Annotated in this window: 14 protein-coding genes; 3 read left to right on the forward strand and 11 right to left on the reverse strand. The window is 42.0% G+C overall.

Going from position 1 to position 17,487, the window contains the following annotated elements:
• Positions 1–7: 7 nt before the first annotated feature.
• From CWC29_RS19195 to CWC29_RS19235, 9 genes are all read right to left on the reverse strand, one after another.
• Positions 8–613 (reverse strand): energy transducer TonB, encoded by a 606-nt coding sequence (locus CWC29_RS19195; protein ID WP_010378710.1) that lies wholly within the window; start codon positions 611–613, stop codon positions 8–10.
• A gap of 9 nt (positions 614–622) precedes the next feature.
• Complete coding sequence (locus CWC29_RS19200) at positions 623–1,033, reverse strand: ExbD/TolR family protein (protein ID WP_010378708.1); 411 nt, start codon at positions 1,031–1,033, stop codon at positions 623–625.
• A 22-nt stretch (positions 1,034–1,055) separates the two neighbouring features.
• Entirely contained in the window at positions 1,056–1,583 is a 528-nt protein-coding gene (locus CWC29_RS19205; RefSeq protein WP_010378705.1) for a MotA/TolQ/ExbB proton channel family protein, read from the reverse strand.
• 2 nt (positions 1,584–1,585) lie between these two features.
• Complete coding sequence (locus CWC29_RS19210) at positions 1,586–2,953, reverse strand: MotA/TolQ/ExbB proton channel family protein (protein ID WP_128727085.1); 1,368 nt, start codon at positions 2,951–2,953, stop codon at positions 1,586–1,588.
• Positions 2,954–2,967: 14 nt separating this feature from the next.
• Positions 2,968–3,717 (reverse strand): DUF3450 domain-containing protein, encoded by a 750-nt coding sequence (locus CWC29_RS19215; protein WP_138523632.1) that lies wholly within the window; start codon positions 3,715–3,717, stop codon positions 2,968–2,970.
• 249 nt (positions 3,718–3,966) lie between these two features.
• Entirely contained in the window at positions 3,967–5,856 is a 1,890-nt protein-coding gene (locus CWC29_RS19220; RefSeq protein WP_128727140.1) for a methyl-accepting chemotaxis protein, read from the reverse strand.
• 197 nt (positions 5,857–6,053) lie between these two features.
• Positions 6,054–6,821 carry a basic secretory protein-like protein gene (locus CWC29_RS19225; protein ID WP_128727083.1) on the reverse strand — a complete coding sequence of 256 codons (768 nt, stop codon included), beginning with the start codon at positions 6,819–6,821 and terminating at the stop codon, positions 6,054–6,056.
• Positions 6,821–9,175 carry a GH92 family glycosyl hydrolase gene (locus tag CWC29_RS19230; RefSeq protein WP_128727082.1) on the reverse strand — a complete coding sequence of 785 codons (2,355 nt, stop codon included), beginning with the start codon at positions 9,173–9,175 and terminating at the stop codon, positions 6,821–6,823. The genes CWC29_RS19225 and CWC29_RS19230 overlap by 1 nt, the downstream gene beginning before the upstream one ends.
• A gap of 145 nt (positions 9,176–9,320) precedes the next feature.
• The gene (locus CWC29_RS19235; protein ID WP_128727081.1) at positions 9,321–10,595 is read right to left on the reverse strand and encodes a sugar MFS transporter; all 1,275 of its coding nucleotides are present in this window, start codon (positions 10,593–10,595) and stop codon (positions 9,321–9,323) included.
• Positions 10,596–10,726: 131 nt separating this feature from the next.
• Here CWC29_RS19235 and CWC29_RS19240 point away from each other — a divergent pair, with 131 nt between their 5' ends.
• Positions 10,727–11,908, forward strand: a complete 1,182-nt coding sequence (locus tag CWC29_RS19240) for an AGE family epimerase/isomerase (protein WP_138523630.1) — start codon at positions 10,727–10,729, stop codon at positions 11,906–11,908.
• A gap of 1 nt (position 11,909) precedes the next feature.
• Positions 11,910–12,863, forward strand: a complete 954-nt coding sequence (locus CWC29_RS19245; RefSeq protein ID WP_128727079.1) for a carbohydrate kinase family protein — start codon at positions 11,910–11,912, stop codon at positions 12,861–12,863.
• A 62-nt stretch (positions 12,864–12,925) separates the two neighbouring features.
• Here CWC29_RS19245 and CWC29_RS19250 read toward each other — a convergent pair whose 3' ends face one another.
• Together CWC29_RS19250 and CWC29_RS19260 are read right to left on the reverse strand one after the other, a co-directional pair.
• Entirely contained in the window at positions 12,926–13,420 is a 495-nt protein-coding gene (locus CWC29_RS19250; protein ID WP_095726518.1) for a YcgN family cysteine cluster protein, read from the reverse strand.
• A gap of 654 nt (positions 13,421–14,074) precedes the next feature.
• On the reverse strand, positions 14,075–16,030 hold the full coding sequence (locus CWC29_RS19260; protein WP_235956692.1) for a sensor histidine kinase: 1,956 nt from the start codon (positions 16,028–16,030) through the stop codon (positions 14,075–14,077).
• 283 nt (positions 16,031–16,313) lie between these two features.
• On the opposite strand from CWC29_RS19260, the gene CWC29_RS19265 reads away from it, so the two are divergent.
• Positions 16,314–17,453 carry a Na/Pi symporter gene (locus CWC29_RS19265; RefSeq protein WP_128727077.1) on the forward strand — a complete coding sequence of 380 codons (1,140 nt, stop codon included), beginning with the start codon at positions 16,314–16,316 and terminating at the stop codon, positions 17,451–17,453.
• Positions 17,454–17,487: the final 34 nt, after the last annotated feature.

Here is a 17,487-nt window from a genome sequence, read left to right on the forward strand (position 1 = left end):
ATGACAATTAGCCATTAATTTGAAATGAAATCTTATTCTGAACACCCGCCACTTCAACCGGTTCACCGTTTACTACGCGAGGTTTGTATTTAAATTTCAATGCCGCATCAAGCGCTGCTTGATCAAAAATTGATTCCGGTTCGGCACTTACTACAACAGGGTTTCTCACAGTGCCTTGCTTAGTTACAATGAACTCAACAATCACATAGCCCTCAATTCCGCGTGATAACGCACGTCTTGGATATACCGGCGCAACTTTAACGATTGGTAGATATTCACCATCACTGGACTCAAGTGCCAAACCACCCGCCAAATCTACGTCAGCGTCCACATTGGCACTGAAATCAAAGTTGCCGCCTGTTGCGTCAAGATTGTTGTTCTGTGTTTGTGGTGCATCCATTGGTGGAGGCGGCTCTTTTGGTGTCGGTGGTTTTTGTGGCTTACGCTCTTTTTTCTCCACCGTTTCCTCTTTTTTAAGACGGACGAAATCTAGTACTTGTCCTTTTACAGGATCTGTCATTGCTCCTTCCCCTCCTTGGATAAGCGCTTGCATACCCAAGAAAAGGAAAAAGGTAACTATGCCTGCAATTACTAAAGCAATTAAGTAACGCATGGTATGTTCCTATGACTCCTGTGCTGCAATTGAAACATCAAATGCGCCAGCTGCGCGTGATGCATCCATTACTTTAATTAGCGTGTCAGTAGTTGCCTTTTTATCAGCTTGAATAACCACGCTACCCTGTGGATTTTCCGCTTTAAGACGCTCAATGTTTGCTTGAACTGCACGGATGTCTACTTGGCGTTTGTTAATCCAAATTTCACCAGTATCTGAAATTGCAACCAAGATATTTGCTCTTTGCTTTTTCACTGCGGTGGCCGCTTCTGGGCGGTTAACATCAATACCCGCTTCTTTAACGAAAGAGGCCGTTACAATAAAGAAGATAAGCATGATAAATACAACGTCCAGCATTGGTGTCATGTTAATTTCTTCTGCTTCTTCTTCTTGGAATACTTTTGCAAGTGGTGCTCTCATAATTCTTTCCTCACACGACCGATTAGTGGTCTAGTAGCATTTTATCTTCTAACAACTCAACTTCACGCTTGGCTTTACGCTGCAGGTAGGTCGATGCAAATACACCCGAAAGCGCGCCAACCATACCTGCCATTGTTGGGATAGTTGCTTTTGATACCCCAGATGCCATCGAACGTGCACTGCCTGACCCGGTGATCGCCATGACATCAAATACTTCAATCATGCCGGTTACCGTACCTAGGAGCCCTAGTAAAGGACACAGTGCCACCATGACATTGATATAAGGCAAGTTGGCATTGAGTTTGATCCCCACACGAGAGATAGTCGCTTGTCTTATCTGCTCTGCGTTCCAACTGTTACGCTCATTTCGAGAGTTCCAAGCTTGTAAGACTTCGTTTTTGTAGCCTCTGTATTTACCGAACACAAACATGAAGCGCTCGAGAATAAGTAGCCACATGGCGAAGGTTACGAAGCCGATGACCAGGAGAACCTGGCCACCCGTATCAAGGAATTCACGTAAAGCGTTAATTGCATCAAGCAATAAAACCACGATTACGCTCCTTTCTCGCTACGCTCTGCAATGATCCCCGCGCTCTGCTCTTGAAGAATAAGGAGCAAGTTACGAGAACGTGTGTTTAGTAGTGTGTAAAGGAATACGGTTGGGATAGCGACAACCAGACCGAGTACGGTGGTTACAAGGGCCTGAGAAATACCACCAGCCATGAGTTTAGGGTCGCCCGTGCCAAACAAGGTGATTGCTTGGAAGGTGTTGATCATACCGGTCACTGTACCTAGTAGACCAAGTAGCGGTGCTACGACTGAAATAATTTTGATTAAAGTTAGGTTACGTGTGATCTTTGGCATCTCTCGAAGGATTGCTTCGCTTAACTTAAGTTCTAGCGTGTCATAAGCCACATCTGGATATTGCTCTTTCACTTTCATCACACGGCCTAATGGGTTGTCGTCACGCGCAACGCTATCTTTAAGCTGGCGATTAATTTTAGAGCCCATCAACATGAGCGATACAAAACGCTCGATTGCAATAAGTAGTGCCAGTAAACCAACACCTAGGATCACATAACCTACTGCGCCACCTTGGTGTACTTGTTCTTCGGTATTTGGTGCTTGTACTAGTAGACCGAGAATTGAACCGCCTGTTGGGTCAAGGGCAAAATCGACAGAACCTGTCTTCGCATTTTGTAATTCATCCGCTGTTGAGGTGAAACGAGACGCTGGCTGACGAGTCAGTTCAGAGAGAGTTTGTGTGTCGTTGTTGTAAGTCAGGTATTTACCATCAGCGATTAAGTTGAATGCACCGACGCGAAGCACTTCTTTATTTTGCTTGGCACCACCGGCTACGATAACTTCGGTATTAAAGCGTGACACTTTACCTTGCTCTGTCATTTCACGTTGCATCTCAAACCAGACTTTTTCAATGTCTTCGATTGATGCTAGACGTGATGTTGAGCCCATCTTTTTCGCAAGCTCAGTCATGTAATCATCACGACCTTTAATTTCAGCTGATACAACTGAAGTTGCGAACTTATTTGAACTATCGCCAGCTACCTGTTGAAGCACACCGAATAGCTCTTTTAATGTACCCATACGCTTGCTGAGAGTGTCACTTAGGTTTGCCAGTTTAATTTCGTTTTCTTCGAAATTGGTTTCTAGACGCTCTGATTTTGCCAACGCTTGGTTACGTTCACCCGTTAACGCATTCAACATTTGGATTTGGTTGTTTTGCTGCGCTTTGAACTCGGCTTCACGTTGTTTGTTTTGCGCTGTTTGTGCCGTTTGACCTTGCTCTAAGGTTTTAAGTAGTGAATCTAAATCTAATGCTTGTTCAGCATGCACAGATGCGGTTAACGCAAGGGTTGTTGCGAAAATAGCGTGTTTAGTGAATTTTTGTACGAATTTCATAGTGGTGTCACCTATTACTCTGCAGCCTGAACTGGAAGCGTTAACATGTCTGGTGCTAACTGCTTACGTGCGATGCGAATGCCTTTATTGATTTGGCTGATGTTGGTATCTGGTAATACGTCAAAAGCGTTACTGTCTTTGTTCCAAAAACCAGCTTGGCTGCCATCTTTTGTGACATAAAGCAGCTCAAGGCGACCAATGCGTAGGAAGTCTACTTCGCGTTCTTGCCCATTCACGTCAAGTAATGAGGTATAAGCTTCGATAGTACGGCCGTAGTCAACTTCAACTTGGTAAGCTTCAAGTACGCGGCGGAACTTTTCGCTTGATGAGATATCAGCACGATCCATCAAGTTAGTTAACTGAGTAATACGCTCAGCACGCTCTTTAGGAAGGAATGGCACATCTAATTCAACGAACTGCTTCAGACCAGTGATCATGCGCATCATGAGAGGTGTGATTTGACGCTCGATCACCGAAACTTGATCCATAGAGGTGTTAATTGCCGTCATTTCTTCAAGTTGGTTTTTGATTTGTTTTTCTAATTGAGCGTTGTAAACCGATAAGCCATCGATTTCTTTATTCAATGTCTTGAACTTTTGCAAACGAGACTGCATATCGTCTGCAATACCATCGATTTTCCCTTGAGATTTTAATGCAGATTCATTGATAGCTGCACTTTTGCCCATCGCTTGATTTAATTCTGTTGCTCCGGCAGAGGCCGTTGCTAGCATACCTGCTATAAGCAAGTGGTTAACGCACTTCATCGCATACACCTTATAAATTATTGCTAGTTGCTTAAAAACTGGGTGCAGTCTAATTACGAAAAATGACAACCATGTTGCGCAACTGATACACAAATATGACAGCTGTCATTTAAATTACATTTATCAATTAACTTACTGGTTTTAATTGGATTTTGTTGGTTAATGAGATGTTGCGGGTTTTTTGTGTCATAAAAGGATCACAAAAAAGCCGCTTTTGTTAAGCGGCTTTTAAGTATTGTTGGATTGGCATTATACTCTAAACTTGAGCACCATTTGTTCTAATTCGTCGAACTGTAGTTTCAATGACTTACACTCTTCAAGGGTTGCGGTTAGGTTATTGCTGCCTTGCAGACTTAGGTCACTAATATGGTGAATGTCGCTATCAAGTGATTGAATAACTGCGTTTTGTTCATTTGTTGCACTCGCCACTGCGTGGTTTACACCATCTATGGCATCAATCGAATTGCTCACTTCTTGCATTTTTGTACCTGACGTATTGGCTCTATCTGCGCTTCTTGCTGAGTCTTCTAAGCTTGCTTTCATTACGGCCACAGCTGAAGCCGAGCCTTGCTGCAGCTGTGCAATCGTGCTTTCGATTTCTTGCGTTGATTCTTGTGTGCGCTGCGCCAATTGCCTTACTTCATCGGCAACGACAGCGAATCCGCGACCAGCCTCACCTGCCCTAGCTGCTTCAATGGCTGCATTTAATGCCAGTAGGTTGGTTTGCTCACTAACTCCTTTAATCACTTCAAGTACTTGCCCTATGCTACCTGAGAGTTTATCTAACCCGTCCAGCGTGTCTTGTGCTTGAGACATTTTTTGTGTCAGTGAAGCGATTTCTTCGATATTTTGAGTGAGTGAATGTTGGCTTTCAACAGAAAGCTTGTTGGCGTTACTGGCAAGTTCTGAAGCATGGGTTGCATTGTTTGAGATCTCTTGTGCACTTGAAGAAAGCTCGTTGATGGCTGTCGCGACACTATCGGTGCGCTTGGACTGATCGGTATACATAGATAAGGTATCTTGCGTTTGTGCAACCAAGCTATTCACTGCGTTTTCAAGTGTCACTGTGGTATTTTTTACCTGCGTAATTGAGGCATGAATTTTATCGATAAACTGGTTGAAATAATCGGATAACTCGCCAAATTCATCTTGGTTCTCTACGACTAATCTACGAGTAAGGTCACCTTCACCTTGGGCGATGTCTTTGATGGCTGCGTTGAGATTGTACATCGGGCGCATCAGATACTTGAGTAATAGTTGTAGCATCACCACAATCGCAATCACGCCAAGTAGCATATAGATAGCAGCCATATTTCTAAAAGAAGATACGGACGAATAGGCAATTTCTTTATTAATAACAACGCCAAGATACCAGTCGACATTTTTAATGCCTTTCATTTTTACAAACGAAACAAGCTTTTCTGTGCCATCAATTTCAAGCTCCGTGAAATCCCGGTTTAATGACAGGCGTTTACCAAACAGCTCTGACATCGGCTTGTCATTCAGTTTAGTATCTGGATGACTGAGTATTTTACCGCTTTCATCAAGTAAAAAACCGTAACCAAACCCTAAAAAGTCAATTTCGTTGATAATTTCTGTGATGGTTGACATGTCTATGTCGCCCCCAGCCACACCGGCGAAACGGCCTCCTTGTTTTACCGGTACAACGGCAGAAATAGTGAATTCGTTGGTGGTAACGTCGATATAAGGTGCGGTAAATGCGGTATCTTGTTTTTGCTCAGCGAGTTTATACCAAGGGCGGCTAGTAGCATCAAAATCAGCAGGAAGTTGGATACTTGGATCGTCCAACACAAATGTACCATCTGGCGTGCCAATAAAAACGTTTTTGAAATCCCCCGCAGTGTCTGCGGTTTTTAATCGTCTTCGTATCTGTTCAGTAGAATCATCAGCTCTATGTCCTTCAGCAATTGACACCACGATTTCAAGTCTGTCATTGAGCCAATTGGCGATATTTTGTGATACCGAATTGGAAATCTCTTGCAAAACCAAGGTAAGCCGAGCTTGAGTTTGGTCTCGCATAACGAGAAAGTTGTTTACGGTAAATAAGCCGAGCACAATCACTAATACAAGGGAGGCTGCTACGGTTACTTTGGTGGTGAACTTTAGCGCTTTAAACATCATGATCCTGTTGAACTTGTTCTTTTCTTCAGCCAAACAATAAACTTGTTGGCCGATTGTTATTAATAGATTTAGGAACTGGATTCCTTTGTAACTATTTTTATCAAAAACTCAAAGGTTTGTCTTTGATTATCGGCAGGAAATGAGAGAGGTTTAGAGTGAATGTTAAATAAAGGTGAGACTACGCTCACCTTGCGTTAAAGTAACGACGCTTGATAATGTCGCCAAGCAGTATCTAATTTAACACCTGCTGATTGCTCGAAGTATTGCCAATTCCACTTTATATCATCATGTGGGTCTAGCTGGGCATTGATTTCCTGAAGCAGGTCCCGTTTACTTTGTTTTGATAACCAATTAATAAAGAAAGCAGTATTCTTATAGCCATCTTTATAGGTGCCTCCAGGCCTTTGGGTGTCATCTGCAATATACCCCGCTTTTAGCCTGACAACATCTGCTATTCCCTCAATAATTGGCCCTATTTCCTTGTAGTTATGATCATCTAGCTGATAAGCATGGGCAATTTCATGATAGAGAATACCGATGAGTTCATCGACGGATTCTGTTTCGCTGTGCGATTTAGAAAAGTTTTCCATGTAATTCGCACTAATATGGATAGTTGCACCGTTAAAATCGCCCTCTTTATATGCAACTCCTTTTAGGTCTTCAAAGACAATATGAAGTGTAGGTAGTTTAGGCGCGCTTTCCATCTCCTTATACAGCAATCTAGCCACGTTATAACTTATTTGCTCTATTACTTTATTATCAATTTCTTGCCATGCGAAATGGTTAATTTTAGTTGTTTTACTGAGCGAGACGGCAGGCAGGGGAAATTGACGCCATGCTAAATCTGACTGAAACGCGATCGGTTTTAATCGCGCTGCGGCACTATCGGCGTCATTTGCAAGTGCGGACGGCACACTTGCAAAGTTGGTGATAGCCGCAAGAAATATTCCTGCTTTAACCATTATTTATACTCCGACAATGAAGGCGGTCTCTGCGTCTTGGATTGACCCCATGCCTTATTAGGCTTGTTAGACATTTGATACTCCAATGTACCGCCACTCATGATATCGTTATGTGTGATATAACTGCGATTAAGTGGTTTACCATTTAATTTAATGGATTTTATGTATTTATTCTCGTTACTGAAATCTTTCGCAACGGTTCTAAACGCTTTACCGTTTGCAAGTTTCAACGTAACTTCAGGCACCTGAGGCGCACCAATCGCGTAGCTTAGGTCGCCTGGCGCAACAGGATAAAAGCCCATCGCTGAGAATATATACCACGCAGACATCTGACCTACATCGTCATTGCCTGCAAGGCCATCCGGTTTGTCTGAGCTTAAGGTATCCATGATCTGACGAATGCGCTCTTGGGTTCTCCACGGCTTACCCGCGTAGTTATATAGATAGGCAATATGATGGCTTGGTTCATTACCATGGGCATAGTTACCAATCAGACCTGCAATATCTTCGTGCTCTTTGATCATCTCTTCAGAAAGGTGGGTATCAAACAGTGCATCTAGACGCGCTTCAAATGCATCATCACCACCCATTAATTCAATCAGGCCGGCAACATCGTGCGGTACATAGAAGCTATATTGCTTAGCGTTACCTTCCGTATAAGGGCCCATGTATTTTGCTTCAAACGGGTCAAATTCCGGATCCCAGTTTCCTTTTGAATCTAACCCTTGCATGTAACCGGTTTCTTTATTGAACACATTTTTATAGCTCATTGCACGGCGATAATAGTCTTTCGCTTTGCTGGTATTGCCCATCGCTTCGTACATTCTTGCAATGGCAAAATCATCGTAAGCATATTCAAGTGTGATAGAAATAGACTCAGGAAGTACGTCCATTGGTACATAGCCAAATTTCTTGTATTCTGGAATGGCGTCATACACTGGGTTATTAGCCGTGTTTTCAATTGCTTCTACTGCTAAATCAATATCGTAATCTCTGATCCCTTTTAGGTATGCATCAGCAATGACTGAAACCGCATGATAACCAATCATGGTCCATGTCTCGTGGGCATGGAACGACCAAATAGGTAACATTTTTTCATAGCTTTGCTGATAATGTACCAGCATAGATTGGATCATGCCGGATACGCGGTCTGGGTCGATATAAGTGAGCAATGGATGTAATGCACGATAGGTATCCCACAACGAGAATAAAGTATAGTGCTCGAAACCTTTGCCGTCATGAATTTCACCGTCAACGCCTCGATACTGTCCATTTACATCTTGGTAGATATTAGGCGCTTGTAGCGCATGGTAAAGCGCAGTGTAGAACTGACGTTTTTGCGCTTTGGTGCCTTCCACGTCGACTTTATCTAAATAATTTGCCCACTGAGATTTCGCATTAGCGCGAACGGTATCAAAATCCCAATTTGGTACTTCAGTTTGAAGATTCTCTAATGCATTTTTGCGGCTAACTGCGGAAAGTCCAACCTTAACTAATAGCGGCGTTTCGTCTAGATCATCAAAGCTTGCAACAAACTTAACTGCTTTACCTGCTGTCATTTTTACTGCGGTATTCTCAATCGTAGAGTGTTTGCTGTCTTTTCCTAAGCAATTCATACAACGATAACGATTATTGTCTAGATTATAAAACTGATAGTCAGTGATAGGTTTTGAAAACTCGATGGCAAAATACATTTGGCGGTTACGCGCCCAGCCATTAGTTGCACGGTAAGCAACCAATGTGGTGTCATTTATTTTGCGTATGTCGCTCCAAATCACTTTGTTCTCAAAGTTGTAGATAGCTGAGGTCAAATCAAGCAATACATGACCTTGTTTTGCTTTGTTGAAGCTGTATTTATGCATACCCACTCGAGTGGTTGCGGTGACTTCAGCCTTCACATCATAGTCGAGTAACTCAACGCCGTAATAGCCAGGTTCTGACCACTCTTGGTCATGAGAAAAGCGCGAGCGATACCCTATGTCTGGATTTTCAGCGGTACCAGCATCGAGTTTTACTTCGCCAGTCATTGGCATGATCAGCAAGTCGCCAAGATCTGAGTGACCAGTACCAGAGAAATGCGTGTGGGAGAAACCAACAATAGTATGGTCATCGTAGTGGTAACCGGCGCAGCGCTTGTAGATTTCTGGTTGAGGGGAAACGCCGCGCATAGGGTTATCTGTATCTGGGCTTAATTGCACCATACCAAATGGGACGACCGCGCCTGGGAAGGTGTGGCCATCACCGCCAGTACCAATGAAGGTATCGACCCACTGTGTATTTGACTCAGTGGCGTGAACTGTTGCGCTTAACAACACACTTTGTGTGATTGCCAACGCCCAAGTTTTAGCTCGCATTACTCTCTCCTAGTTTTTGTTTTGAATTGGAGCGTTCCAATTTTATTTTATAATACCCTTTATGAATACGTATTCAATACTATGCGACGAAAAAATTATGCAATAAAAAAGGCGAGCTATGCTCGCCTTGTAAACTTTCGTTAACTTAATTCAGTTTTGCTTGCCACTTTTGCGCCAGCTTAACCACGTTTAACCCATACCATGCGATGTAAACATAACAAAGCAATGGCACAATAAAGCTGATCTGAATATGGAATTTATCTGCAACCACGCCTTGAACGAGCGGCACTATAGCACCACCGACAATAGCTAAACACAGCCAGCCTGAACCTTTACTGGTTAATGAACTCAAGCCTTCAATTGCCATTGAGAAGATTGTCGGGAACATGATTGAGTTAAACAAGCCAATCGCGAGCACGGCAATCATCGCTATGTTGCCACTTGTGCTTATGGTCAATGCCAGTAATAAAATAATCACAACTGAGTTGAAAGCCACTGCTTTTGAAGGTGCAATAGTCTTTAAGGCTGCTGAGCCGATAAAGCGCCCTACCATAGCACCACCCCAGTAGTAACCGATAAGCTTAGCTGCGGCATGCTCTTCAAGCCCTGCTATTTCAGGCTCTGCAAAGTAATTTACAAGGAAACTGCCAATCGCAACTTCTGCACCTACGTAACAGAAAATGGCTACCACACCCATTACTAGGTGAGGAGCCTCAACTAGGTTATGGTGTTTCGCTTTACAATCAACAGCTTCAGTATGCTCAGCAATGACGGGCAACTTTAAAAACGCGAATACTACAGCGATTGTAAGTAGCGCAGCAGCCAAAATAAGATAAGGTACCTTTACACCCTCTGCGCTTGCCGCAGCTTCCACGGTTAGCGTACCGGCTGAGCCAAACAATAAAAAACCACCCACGATAGGGCCAATAGTGGTACCCAGTGAATTAAGCGCTTGCGCAAGGTTTAAACGACTTGATGCGGTGCGAGGATGGCCGAGTGCTGCAACATAAGGATTCGCTGATACTTGCAAAACAGTGATGCCAGATGCAAGCACAAAAAGGGCTGAGAGAAAGATCCAATATTCGTGAACAACAACAGCAGGGTAAAACATGATGCAGCCAATCGATGCCACGATTAAGCCAGTTAGTACCCCATTTTTATAGCCAAAACGTTTAACTAAATATCCAGCAGGTAAAGAAATAATAAAGTAGGCACTAAAAAAGCAAAACTGGATCAGCATGGCTTCTGTGTAATTAAGGTCAAATACGCCTTTTAGACGTGGGATGAGGACATCGTTTAAAACGGTGATAAATCCCCAAAGGAAAAAAAGCGTTGTCATTGCAATAAGCGGAAGTCGATAATTATTATTCTCGGTATTCCCGCTTGTGACGAAGGTTTGATTTGTATTTATTTCGCTCACAAGTGATACTCCAATCTGTTTTCACCTTGATTCTACACACTGTTACATGAAAATCACAAATGTTTTATTGGATCGTTCCATGTTTTATCTGCTAAAGTAACGAAAATGTTCAGCAGTAGGTTAAAAGTTAGATGAATTTTAGAACAACGCAATTTTTAGAAGCACACATTAAAAAGACGCTCAGCTTTTACGCACCAAATTGCGTGGATGAACGTGGTGGCTTTAATCACTTCTTCAAGGATAATGGCGAGGTTTATGATGCGAACACGCGTCACTTAGTATCAAGTACACGCTTTGTCTTTAACTATGCTATGGCTTACGATTATTTTAAAGAGCCAGCTGACTTAGACAAGGTTAGGCATGGTATCGATTATTTAGAAACCGTTCATAGGCAAGAAAATGGCGGCTATGCGTGGTTACTTGAAAATGGAAATGTTGTAGATGGCACCAACCATTGTTATGGCCTCGCCTTTGTTTTATTAGCTCATGCTAGTGCGTTGAAGGTGGGCTTATCAGAAAGTAAGTCTGTAATTGAGCGAGTATGGCAGCTATTAGAAGAGAAATACTTTGAGCCAGAGTTTGGGCTTTATAAAGACGAATTCGATGCAGATTTTAACCAGGCAGATAAGTACCGTGGGCAAAATGCCAATATGCATACCTGTGAAGCGCTAATAGCTTGCTTTGAAGCAACACAGGATGAAAAGTTTTTACAGCGTGCATATGAGCTTGCCGACAATATGGTTAATCGTCAAGCTGCTAAGGCTGAAGGGCTGATTTGGGAGCACTATGATAGTCAATGGCAAGTCGACCTTGAGTATAATAAAGACGATCCCAAACACTTATTCAGACCTTGGGGATTTCAGCCCGGTCATCAAACTGAGTGGTCAAAATTATTATTGTTGATTAACCGCTACATGCCAAAGCCATGGCTTGTGGAAAAAGCCGTTCACTTGTTTGATGAGTCATTAAAAGCAGCTTGGGATAGTGAATTTGGTGGAATTTGCTATGGTTTTGCACCGGATAAGTCGATTTGTGACGATGACAAATACTTTTGGGTTCAAGCTGAGTCTTTCGCTGCTGCGGCGCTACTAGCACTTGAAACCGGTGATGAAAGTTACTGGCAGTGGTACGACAGAATTTGGCAATATGCTTGGGATAACTTCGTCGACCATGAATACGGTGCTTGGTATCGTATTTTGAATAATAAAAATGAAAAGTATAGCGATGAAAAAAGCCCGGCGGGCAAGACCGATTATCACACTATGGGCGCGTGTTACGAAGTACTACGTTCAATGAAGTTAAAAGGCGAATAATATGGCACTTGTTTGTTTTGGTGAGGCGTTGATTGATTTTTTATCGGATGGAAAAACACCAGAATCTTTTACTAAATTTGCAGGCGGGGCGCCTGCAAACGTGGCGGTTGCTGCGGCAAAGCAAGGCGTTAATGCGTATTTTTGCGGCATGTTAGGCAATGATATGTTCGGCCAGTTTTTAGCTGAGGAGCTACAGGCCAATGGCGTAAATACTCGTTACCTTGAGTATACAGATAAAGCTAAAACGGCATTAGCATTTGTCTCTCTTGATGAGCAAGGTGAAAGAAGCTTTAGTTTTTATCGACCACCAGCGGCGGATTTGTTGTTCAGGCAAACACATTTTTCTGATGATATGTTTACAGCGCATTCTGTATTACATATATGCAGTAACAGTCTTACTGAAGAAAATATTTATAAAACTACGGTTTATGCGCTTGAGCGCGCGCGCGCAAATAACATGCTTGTTAGTTTTGATATGAACCTCAGGTTGAACCTGTGGAGTTCGACTGCGCATATTCTTGATAGAGTTTGGCATTGTATCGCGCTAAGTGATGTTATTAAACTTTCTCGCGAAGAATTGGAATATCTGAACGCAAATAGCCATGCAGGTAAAACAGAAGCGCAAACCATAGCCGCAATTATGGATAAGCAAACTCAATTGTTACTAATAACCGACGGTGCAAACCCTGTTGAGGTTTATCTGCCAAATGTTAGTGCTAAAGTCACTGTGCCAAATGTTGTCGCAGTGGATACCACGGCAGCGGGAGATGCGTTTGTCGGAGGGTTACTTGCTGAAATCATTCGAAAGTTTAAACCTACCCGAGATGCTGAGTTTGCCATCTCACTGGATGAGGCGAAAGATTTAGTCACGTATGCTGCGAAATGTGGAGCGTTTGCCGTTCAACGCTTTGGAGCATTTGCCGCTTTGCCGTCTAAAGGCGATATTGGCGAATAGAATACTTTTTCTAGGATAGATGCACGCTCTCTCGCAAGGCATTTATCCTAGGACTTGCTTCTTCAGTCGCTGTCGTTGTGGGGCCACTCTACAATATGCGCTTCAAAATCAGATTCTAAATCTACCTCCAGCTCAGAGGTCGCCTTACCAAAAATACTAATGCCCGCATCTATCATGGCCTGTTTGGACCCGTTGTTTTTAAGTGGATGCCAGCTTGCCAGTCCCCTGCCCTCATGAAGTCGTCGATAACTACAACTGTTTGGCATAAAAAAGATATCTTTAAGGTTTTCTTTGGTTAGCTGTACGCAAGACGGTACTAGAACTTGCCTTTCGCTGTAGCGGCTACAGCCACAGCTATTTTTATCGTTATATTGGCAGACAACATCGGTGTAGAGTAACTCTTCACCTTCGCGTAAAAAGTCAGTGCTCTCGAATGATTCATCTTCTTCATCGCTGTCGATAAAAGAGTGTAAACAGCATTTACCACAGCCATCACAAATCGCTTCCCACTCATCTCTAGTCATTTCTTCGAGAGTTTTTTCTTGCCAAAAGCTCATTACTTCGCCCCTTCATTACGCTTTTTTGCATCCTATTTGATTTGTGACTGAGGAATCGATCACATCAAACAAGCGGCGCATTCTATAGGATAGTTGAATGTAATTCAAAATTGGCGAACTATTTATGGCTGACTATGATTAAAGTACTATTTTTATATCGTAATCTTTGGTGTTTGGGTCCGCAGGCTTGTGATCTTTCAGAGAAGATCTGAATGGCATGTGAGGCTAGTCCATTGATAAGCGAAAGTTATTGTATTGAGATAACATTAAGTGCAGGATTACATACTCAAACTAAGCTACCTTATAATGGTAAAGAATTACTCTCCTCGGCTGATCAAGCGCTTTATTTTGCCCAAGCGTAATGGCCGTAACCAAATAGCAATCTCAGGTGAGTTGTAGAATTGGTATTTGGCAGAAAATGAATTAGTGCATTAAGCTAAGGCACCATAGAAAAGGATGTAAGATGAAGACACTTCACAGAATCGCCATTTTACTGGCTTTACTCATTGGGGCGATAGCTGCTTATAGTTATAGCAGCCAAACCGGGATGTTCATATTTGTAATATTGGGGGTGGCACTTGAAATTGCGTTTTGGCTTAAGCTAATACCGCGACGAAAAATTAAATTGTGAACGCGAATACATATTTTTGTATATCAGCTGAAAGCAGGGGTTTTAGTTAATGGCAGCTTGATCTCCATGTTCAACCCGCCTAATAGGCTATTAAAGGATTCAATTTGTCCGCTGTGGGCTTCTACCACTTTTTTGCACATCGCAAGGCCCATACCCTTGGATTTTCCCGAATTGGTTCTAGCAGATTGTGATTTGTAAAGCGGGTCGAATAGCTGTTGGTGCGCTTCATAAGATAAAGGAGTGCCTGAGTCCTCAATGCGTATGATTAAGTTGCTGTCTACGCTGAAGAAGCTCATCTTGACTTGGACCTTATCTCCACCATGCTTAATGGCATTTCCTAAAATCTCAAGAATGCAGTTGGTTATTGCGTCTAGGTCTATGGTTATCTTTTCCGTACCAGATATTTGATAATTAACTTCTAGCCGTTCTTTGTTATCTTTAAATAAAGTCGCGGCCTGAGTGTGCACTTGATTTACCAATTTACAGATTGTGAAGTCTCGAAGGTTAAGCATTGTTGCTAATTTTTCGTGATCTGTAACGAGCATCAATTGATTTATAAAGTGATTGAGCTCGTCAATTTTATCCATAAGTTTGCTGTAGCTTTCCTGCACATTTTCAACAATATTGTATTGCAAAGATTCAACTTGTACTTTCATCACAGTCAAAGGAGTGCGAAGCTCATGAGACAGATCTGTGAATAGGCGTTGCTCTTTCTTTTCTAATGCCTGCTGATTTTCATGGTTAAACTGTTTTTCACTTTGTACAGTATTGGCCAATGCGTTGACTTGAGTTTGTAGTGTTGATAATAGATTGTTTTGGGCTGACTTATTCTGTTGTGCGAGCGCTAATGTGAACAACATAACCTCGATTAGGTAGCCAAATTTAATCGCGCTTGAGATATGAAGAACATTGATAAAACCCGTATACATAGTCCCACCGATAGCAATGAAATTTACAAAAATAACATGATTTAGCAGGCTGAGGGAAAAAGTTACAGAGCCAGGAGCACGCTGTTTTAAAGACCAATAGCTGGTATAAAGAAATAGCGGAATAATACTCAAGCTTAATACCAGATTATAGTGAACTGATTTTGAATAGATTGCGATTGGGATTAGCAGCAAATAAGCTGTTAAAAATCCATTATATAAAAAATGTAAAGTTTCGTTTCTACGCTTTAGTTGCAAAAACTGTCTAATGAAAAGAAGATGAAATACAGGCACAAAGGTCATCAGACATGCTGAAAACAAGGTCGCAAACTTACCGTGTAAAGGCCAAAAATACTGAAACGTGAACCCCGACATGTCTAAAACAATAAGTAAGAATAACAATGTCCATATACAATAATAAGCGTTTGTGGTGTTTGCATTGAAGTAAAAATTGACAAGTACGATGATAAACACTGCTGCTATTATCCCACTTAGTGCCGCGTTCATTAGCGTGCTAGTGAGGACATTGCTATTAAGTTCATTGTCATTAATCAATCTTAGATCAGCCGGTGCATTCGCAAAAGTCTGATATCTAACTATTAAACTAGCCCCAGCTAAATCCTCTTTTGATACTGGGACATATAGTTGAGGTGCTTGCACTTCTCTTTCTGCAAACGTTGTATTTAGTGTATGTTGTGTTAAAAATGAGACCTCATTGTCTTTTATCAAGGCAATATTTAGCCAAGGTAGTCTGCCAAAACCAAACGCAATATAATTTCTCTCCATTGGTAATAGCATATCGGGTGTGATCACTGCCCATTGATATCGCTTGTTTTCATGCTCTGGTCTCTGCTGATTAAGTTTGTCCAATACAGCTTCCGCTTCATCTGGACCTAAGACCAAGATTGAAGATAGTTGTGCTTTATCGACCTTATCAAAATAAATTGTTAGTGGTGTACTTACTCTATACTTGGCATTTGACGTAAAGTCAGCCGCACTGACTGCCATGGCGGCAAGAATTAGTAACAGTGAAAAAAGTCTAAGCATAGTCATATACGGCACAATAATTATAGGTAAATCCTACTTTTAAATAGTGAAGCAAATGTGGATCAAATTTGAAGAAGTAAACAAATGTAAACGCATGCCTACGTTAATAAGTAGAAAAAACAAGATATTACTGCTGTATCGAGAAACTGTTTATGAAAATACGATGAGAAAGTAAGCAGCCGTGACGAGTTACATGAAACTGAAATATAACTGTAACAATAGAGTGGTTAAATGCGCGACTGAAATAAAAATGTAATGAAAGAACATTACTTAATCTAAGAGCGAAACTATGGTTAATCAATCTCAGACCTCGGGATCAGCTAAACTTTTAAACTGGCTGTCTATCATACTACTTGTTTACTTAGTCTTAGTCGCAGTGGGAACTGTGAGTGGCGGTTTTAAGTTGGCTTCAGGTGGAAGTGAAGGCGCGAAAGAAATCTTTGCATTTGCAACTAATCCAATTGTGGCCCTACTTTTGGGAGCTTTAGCTACTGCACTGGTGCAGTCCTCATCAACGGTGACCTCAGTTATTGTTGGTCTTGTGGCTGGTGGATTACCAATAAACATTGCAATTCCTATGGTAATGGGGGCAAACATTGGTACGACTATTACCAATACGCTTGTTTCAATCGGTCACATTCGCAGTAAAGAAGAGTTTAGAAGAGCGTTTGCCGCATCCACCGTACATGACTTCTTTAATTTATTAGCCGTCGCTATTTTTCTACCGCTCGAAATCATGTTTGGTATTTTTGAGAAGTTAGCATCGGGATTGGCCCACGTTTTTGTAGGTGACGCCGATTTATCCTTAAAAAGTTATAATTTTATTAAGCCGTTGGTCAAGCCAGCGGTTGGCGTTGTTAAAGATGGCGTTAGCTTTTTAGACTCCACTGCTGCAGGTGTTGCTATGGTCGTTATCGGGATCATGATGATTTTGTTCGCCGTAACCTATTTAGGCAAGTTACTGAAAAAGGCATTGGTCGGTAAGGCTAAAGAGTTACTACACAGTGCTATTGGCCGAGGTCCATTTGTTGGTATTGGTTCGGGTGCTGTAGTTACGGTAATGGTACAGTCATCATCGACTACAACTAGTTTGATGATCCCGCTTGCTGGAAGCGGCGTATTTACCACTCGTCAGATATATCCATTTACCTTAGGTGCGAATATAGGCACTACAATTACCGCATTATTAGCGGCTACATCTATCACAGGCCCCGCTGCAGAAGTAGCATTAACTATTGCGCTTGTGCATGTTATGTTTAACATTTTTGCTGTTGCGTTTATTTATGGCTTACCGCTGCTTAGAGAAATTCCTCTACATCTGGCTGAGAAGTTAGCAGAAATTGGGGCTAAAAATAAACCTGCGGCTTTAGCATATGTCTTAGGTTCATTCTTTGTATTTCCAGGACTTATTATGCTCGCAGTACGATAAATTTAACTAAAAAGTGCGTTTAAAGCTCGGTATT

Source organism: Pseudoalteromonas galatheae, assembly GCF_005886105.2.
In the GTDB taxonomy this organism is placed as follows: Bacteria; Pseudomonadota; Gammaproteobacteria; order Enterobacterales; family Alteromonadaceae; genus Pseudoalteromonas; species Pseudoalteromonas galatheae.

Coding starts and splice junctions, on each gene's coding strand:
- CWC29_RS19195 (WP_010378710.1), bottom strand. CDS start 613: ATGCGTTACTTAATTGCTTTAGTAATTGCAGGCATAGTTACCTTTTTC.
- CWC29_RS19200 (WP_010378708.1), bottom strand. CDS start 1,033: ATGAGAGCACCACTTGCAAAAGTATTCCAAGAAGAAGAAGCAGAAGAA.
- CWC29_RS19210 (WP_128727085.1), bottom strand. CDS start 2,953: ATGAAATTCGTACAAAAATTCACTAAACACGCTATTTTCGCAACAACC.
- CWC29_RS19215 (WP_138523632.1), bottom strand. CDS start 3,717: ATGAAGTGCGTTAACCACTTGCTTATAGCAGGTATGCTAGCAACGGCC.
- CWC29_RS19220 (WP_128727140.1), bottom strand. CDS start 5,856: ATGTTTAAAGCGCTAAAGTTCACCACCAAAGTAACCGTAGCAGCCTCC.
- CWC29_RS19225 (WP_128727083.1), bottom strand. CDS start 6,821: ATGGTTAAAGCAGGAATATTTCTTGCGGCTATCACCAACTTTGCAAGT.
- CWC29_RS19230 (WP_128727082.1), bottom strand. CDS start 9,175: ATGCGAGCTAAAACTTGGGCGTTGGCAATCACACAAAGTGTGTTGTTA.
- CWC29_RS19240 (WP_138523630.1), top strand. CDS start 10,727: ATGAATTTTAGAACAACGCAATTTTTAGAAGCACACATTAAAAAGACG.
- CWC29_RS19245 (WP_128727079.1), top strand. CDS start 11,910: ATGGCACTTGTTTGTTTTGGTGAGGCGTTGATTGATTTTTTATCGGAT.
- CWC29_RS19250 (WP_095726518.1), bottom strand. CDS start 13,420: ATGAGCTTTTGGCAAGAAAAAACTCTCGAAGAAATGACTAGAGATGAG.
- CWC29_RS19260 (WP_235956692.1), bottom strand. CDS start 16,030: ATGACTATGCTTAGACTTTTTTCACTGTTACTAATTCTTGCCGCCATG.
- CWC29_RS19265 (WP_128727077.1), top strand. CDS start 16,314: ATGGTTAATCAATCTCAGACCTCGGGATCAGCTAAACTTTTAAACTGG.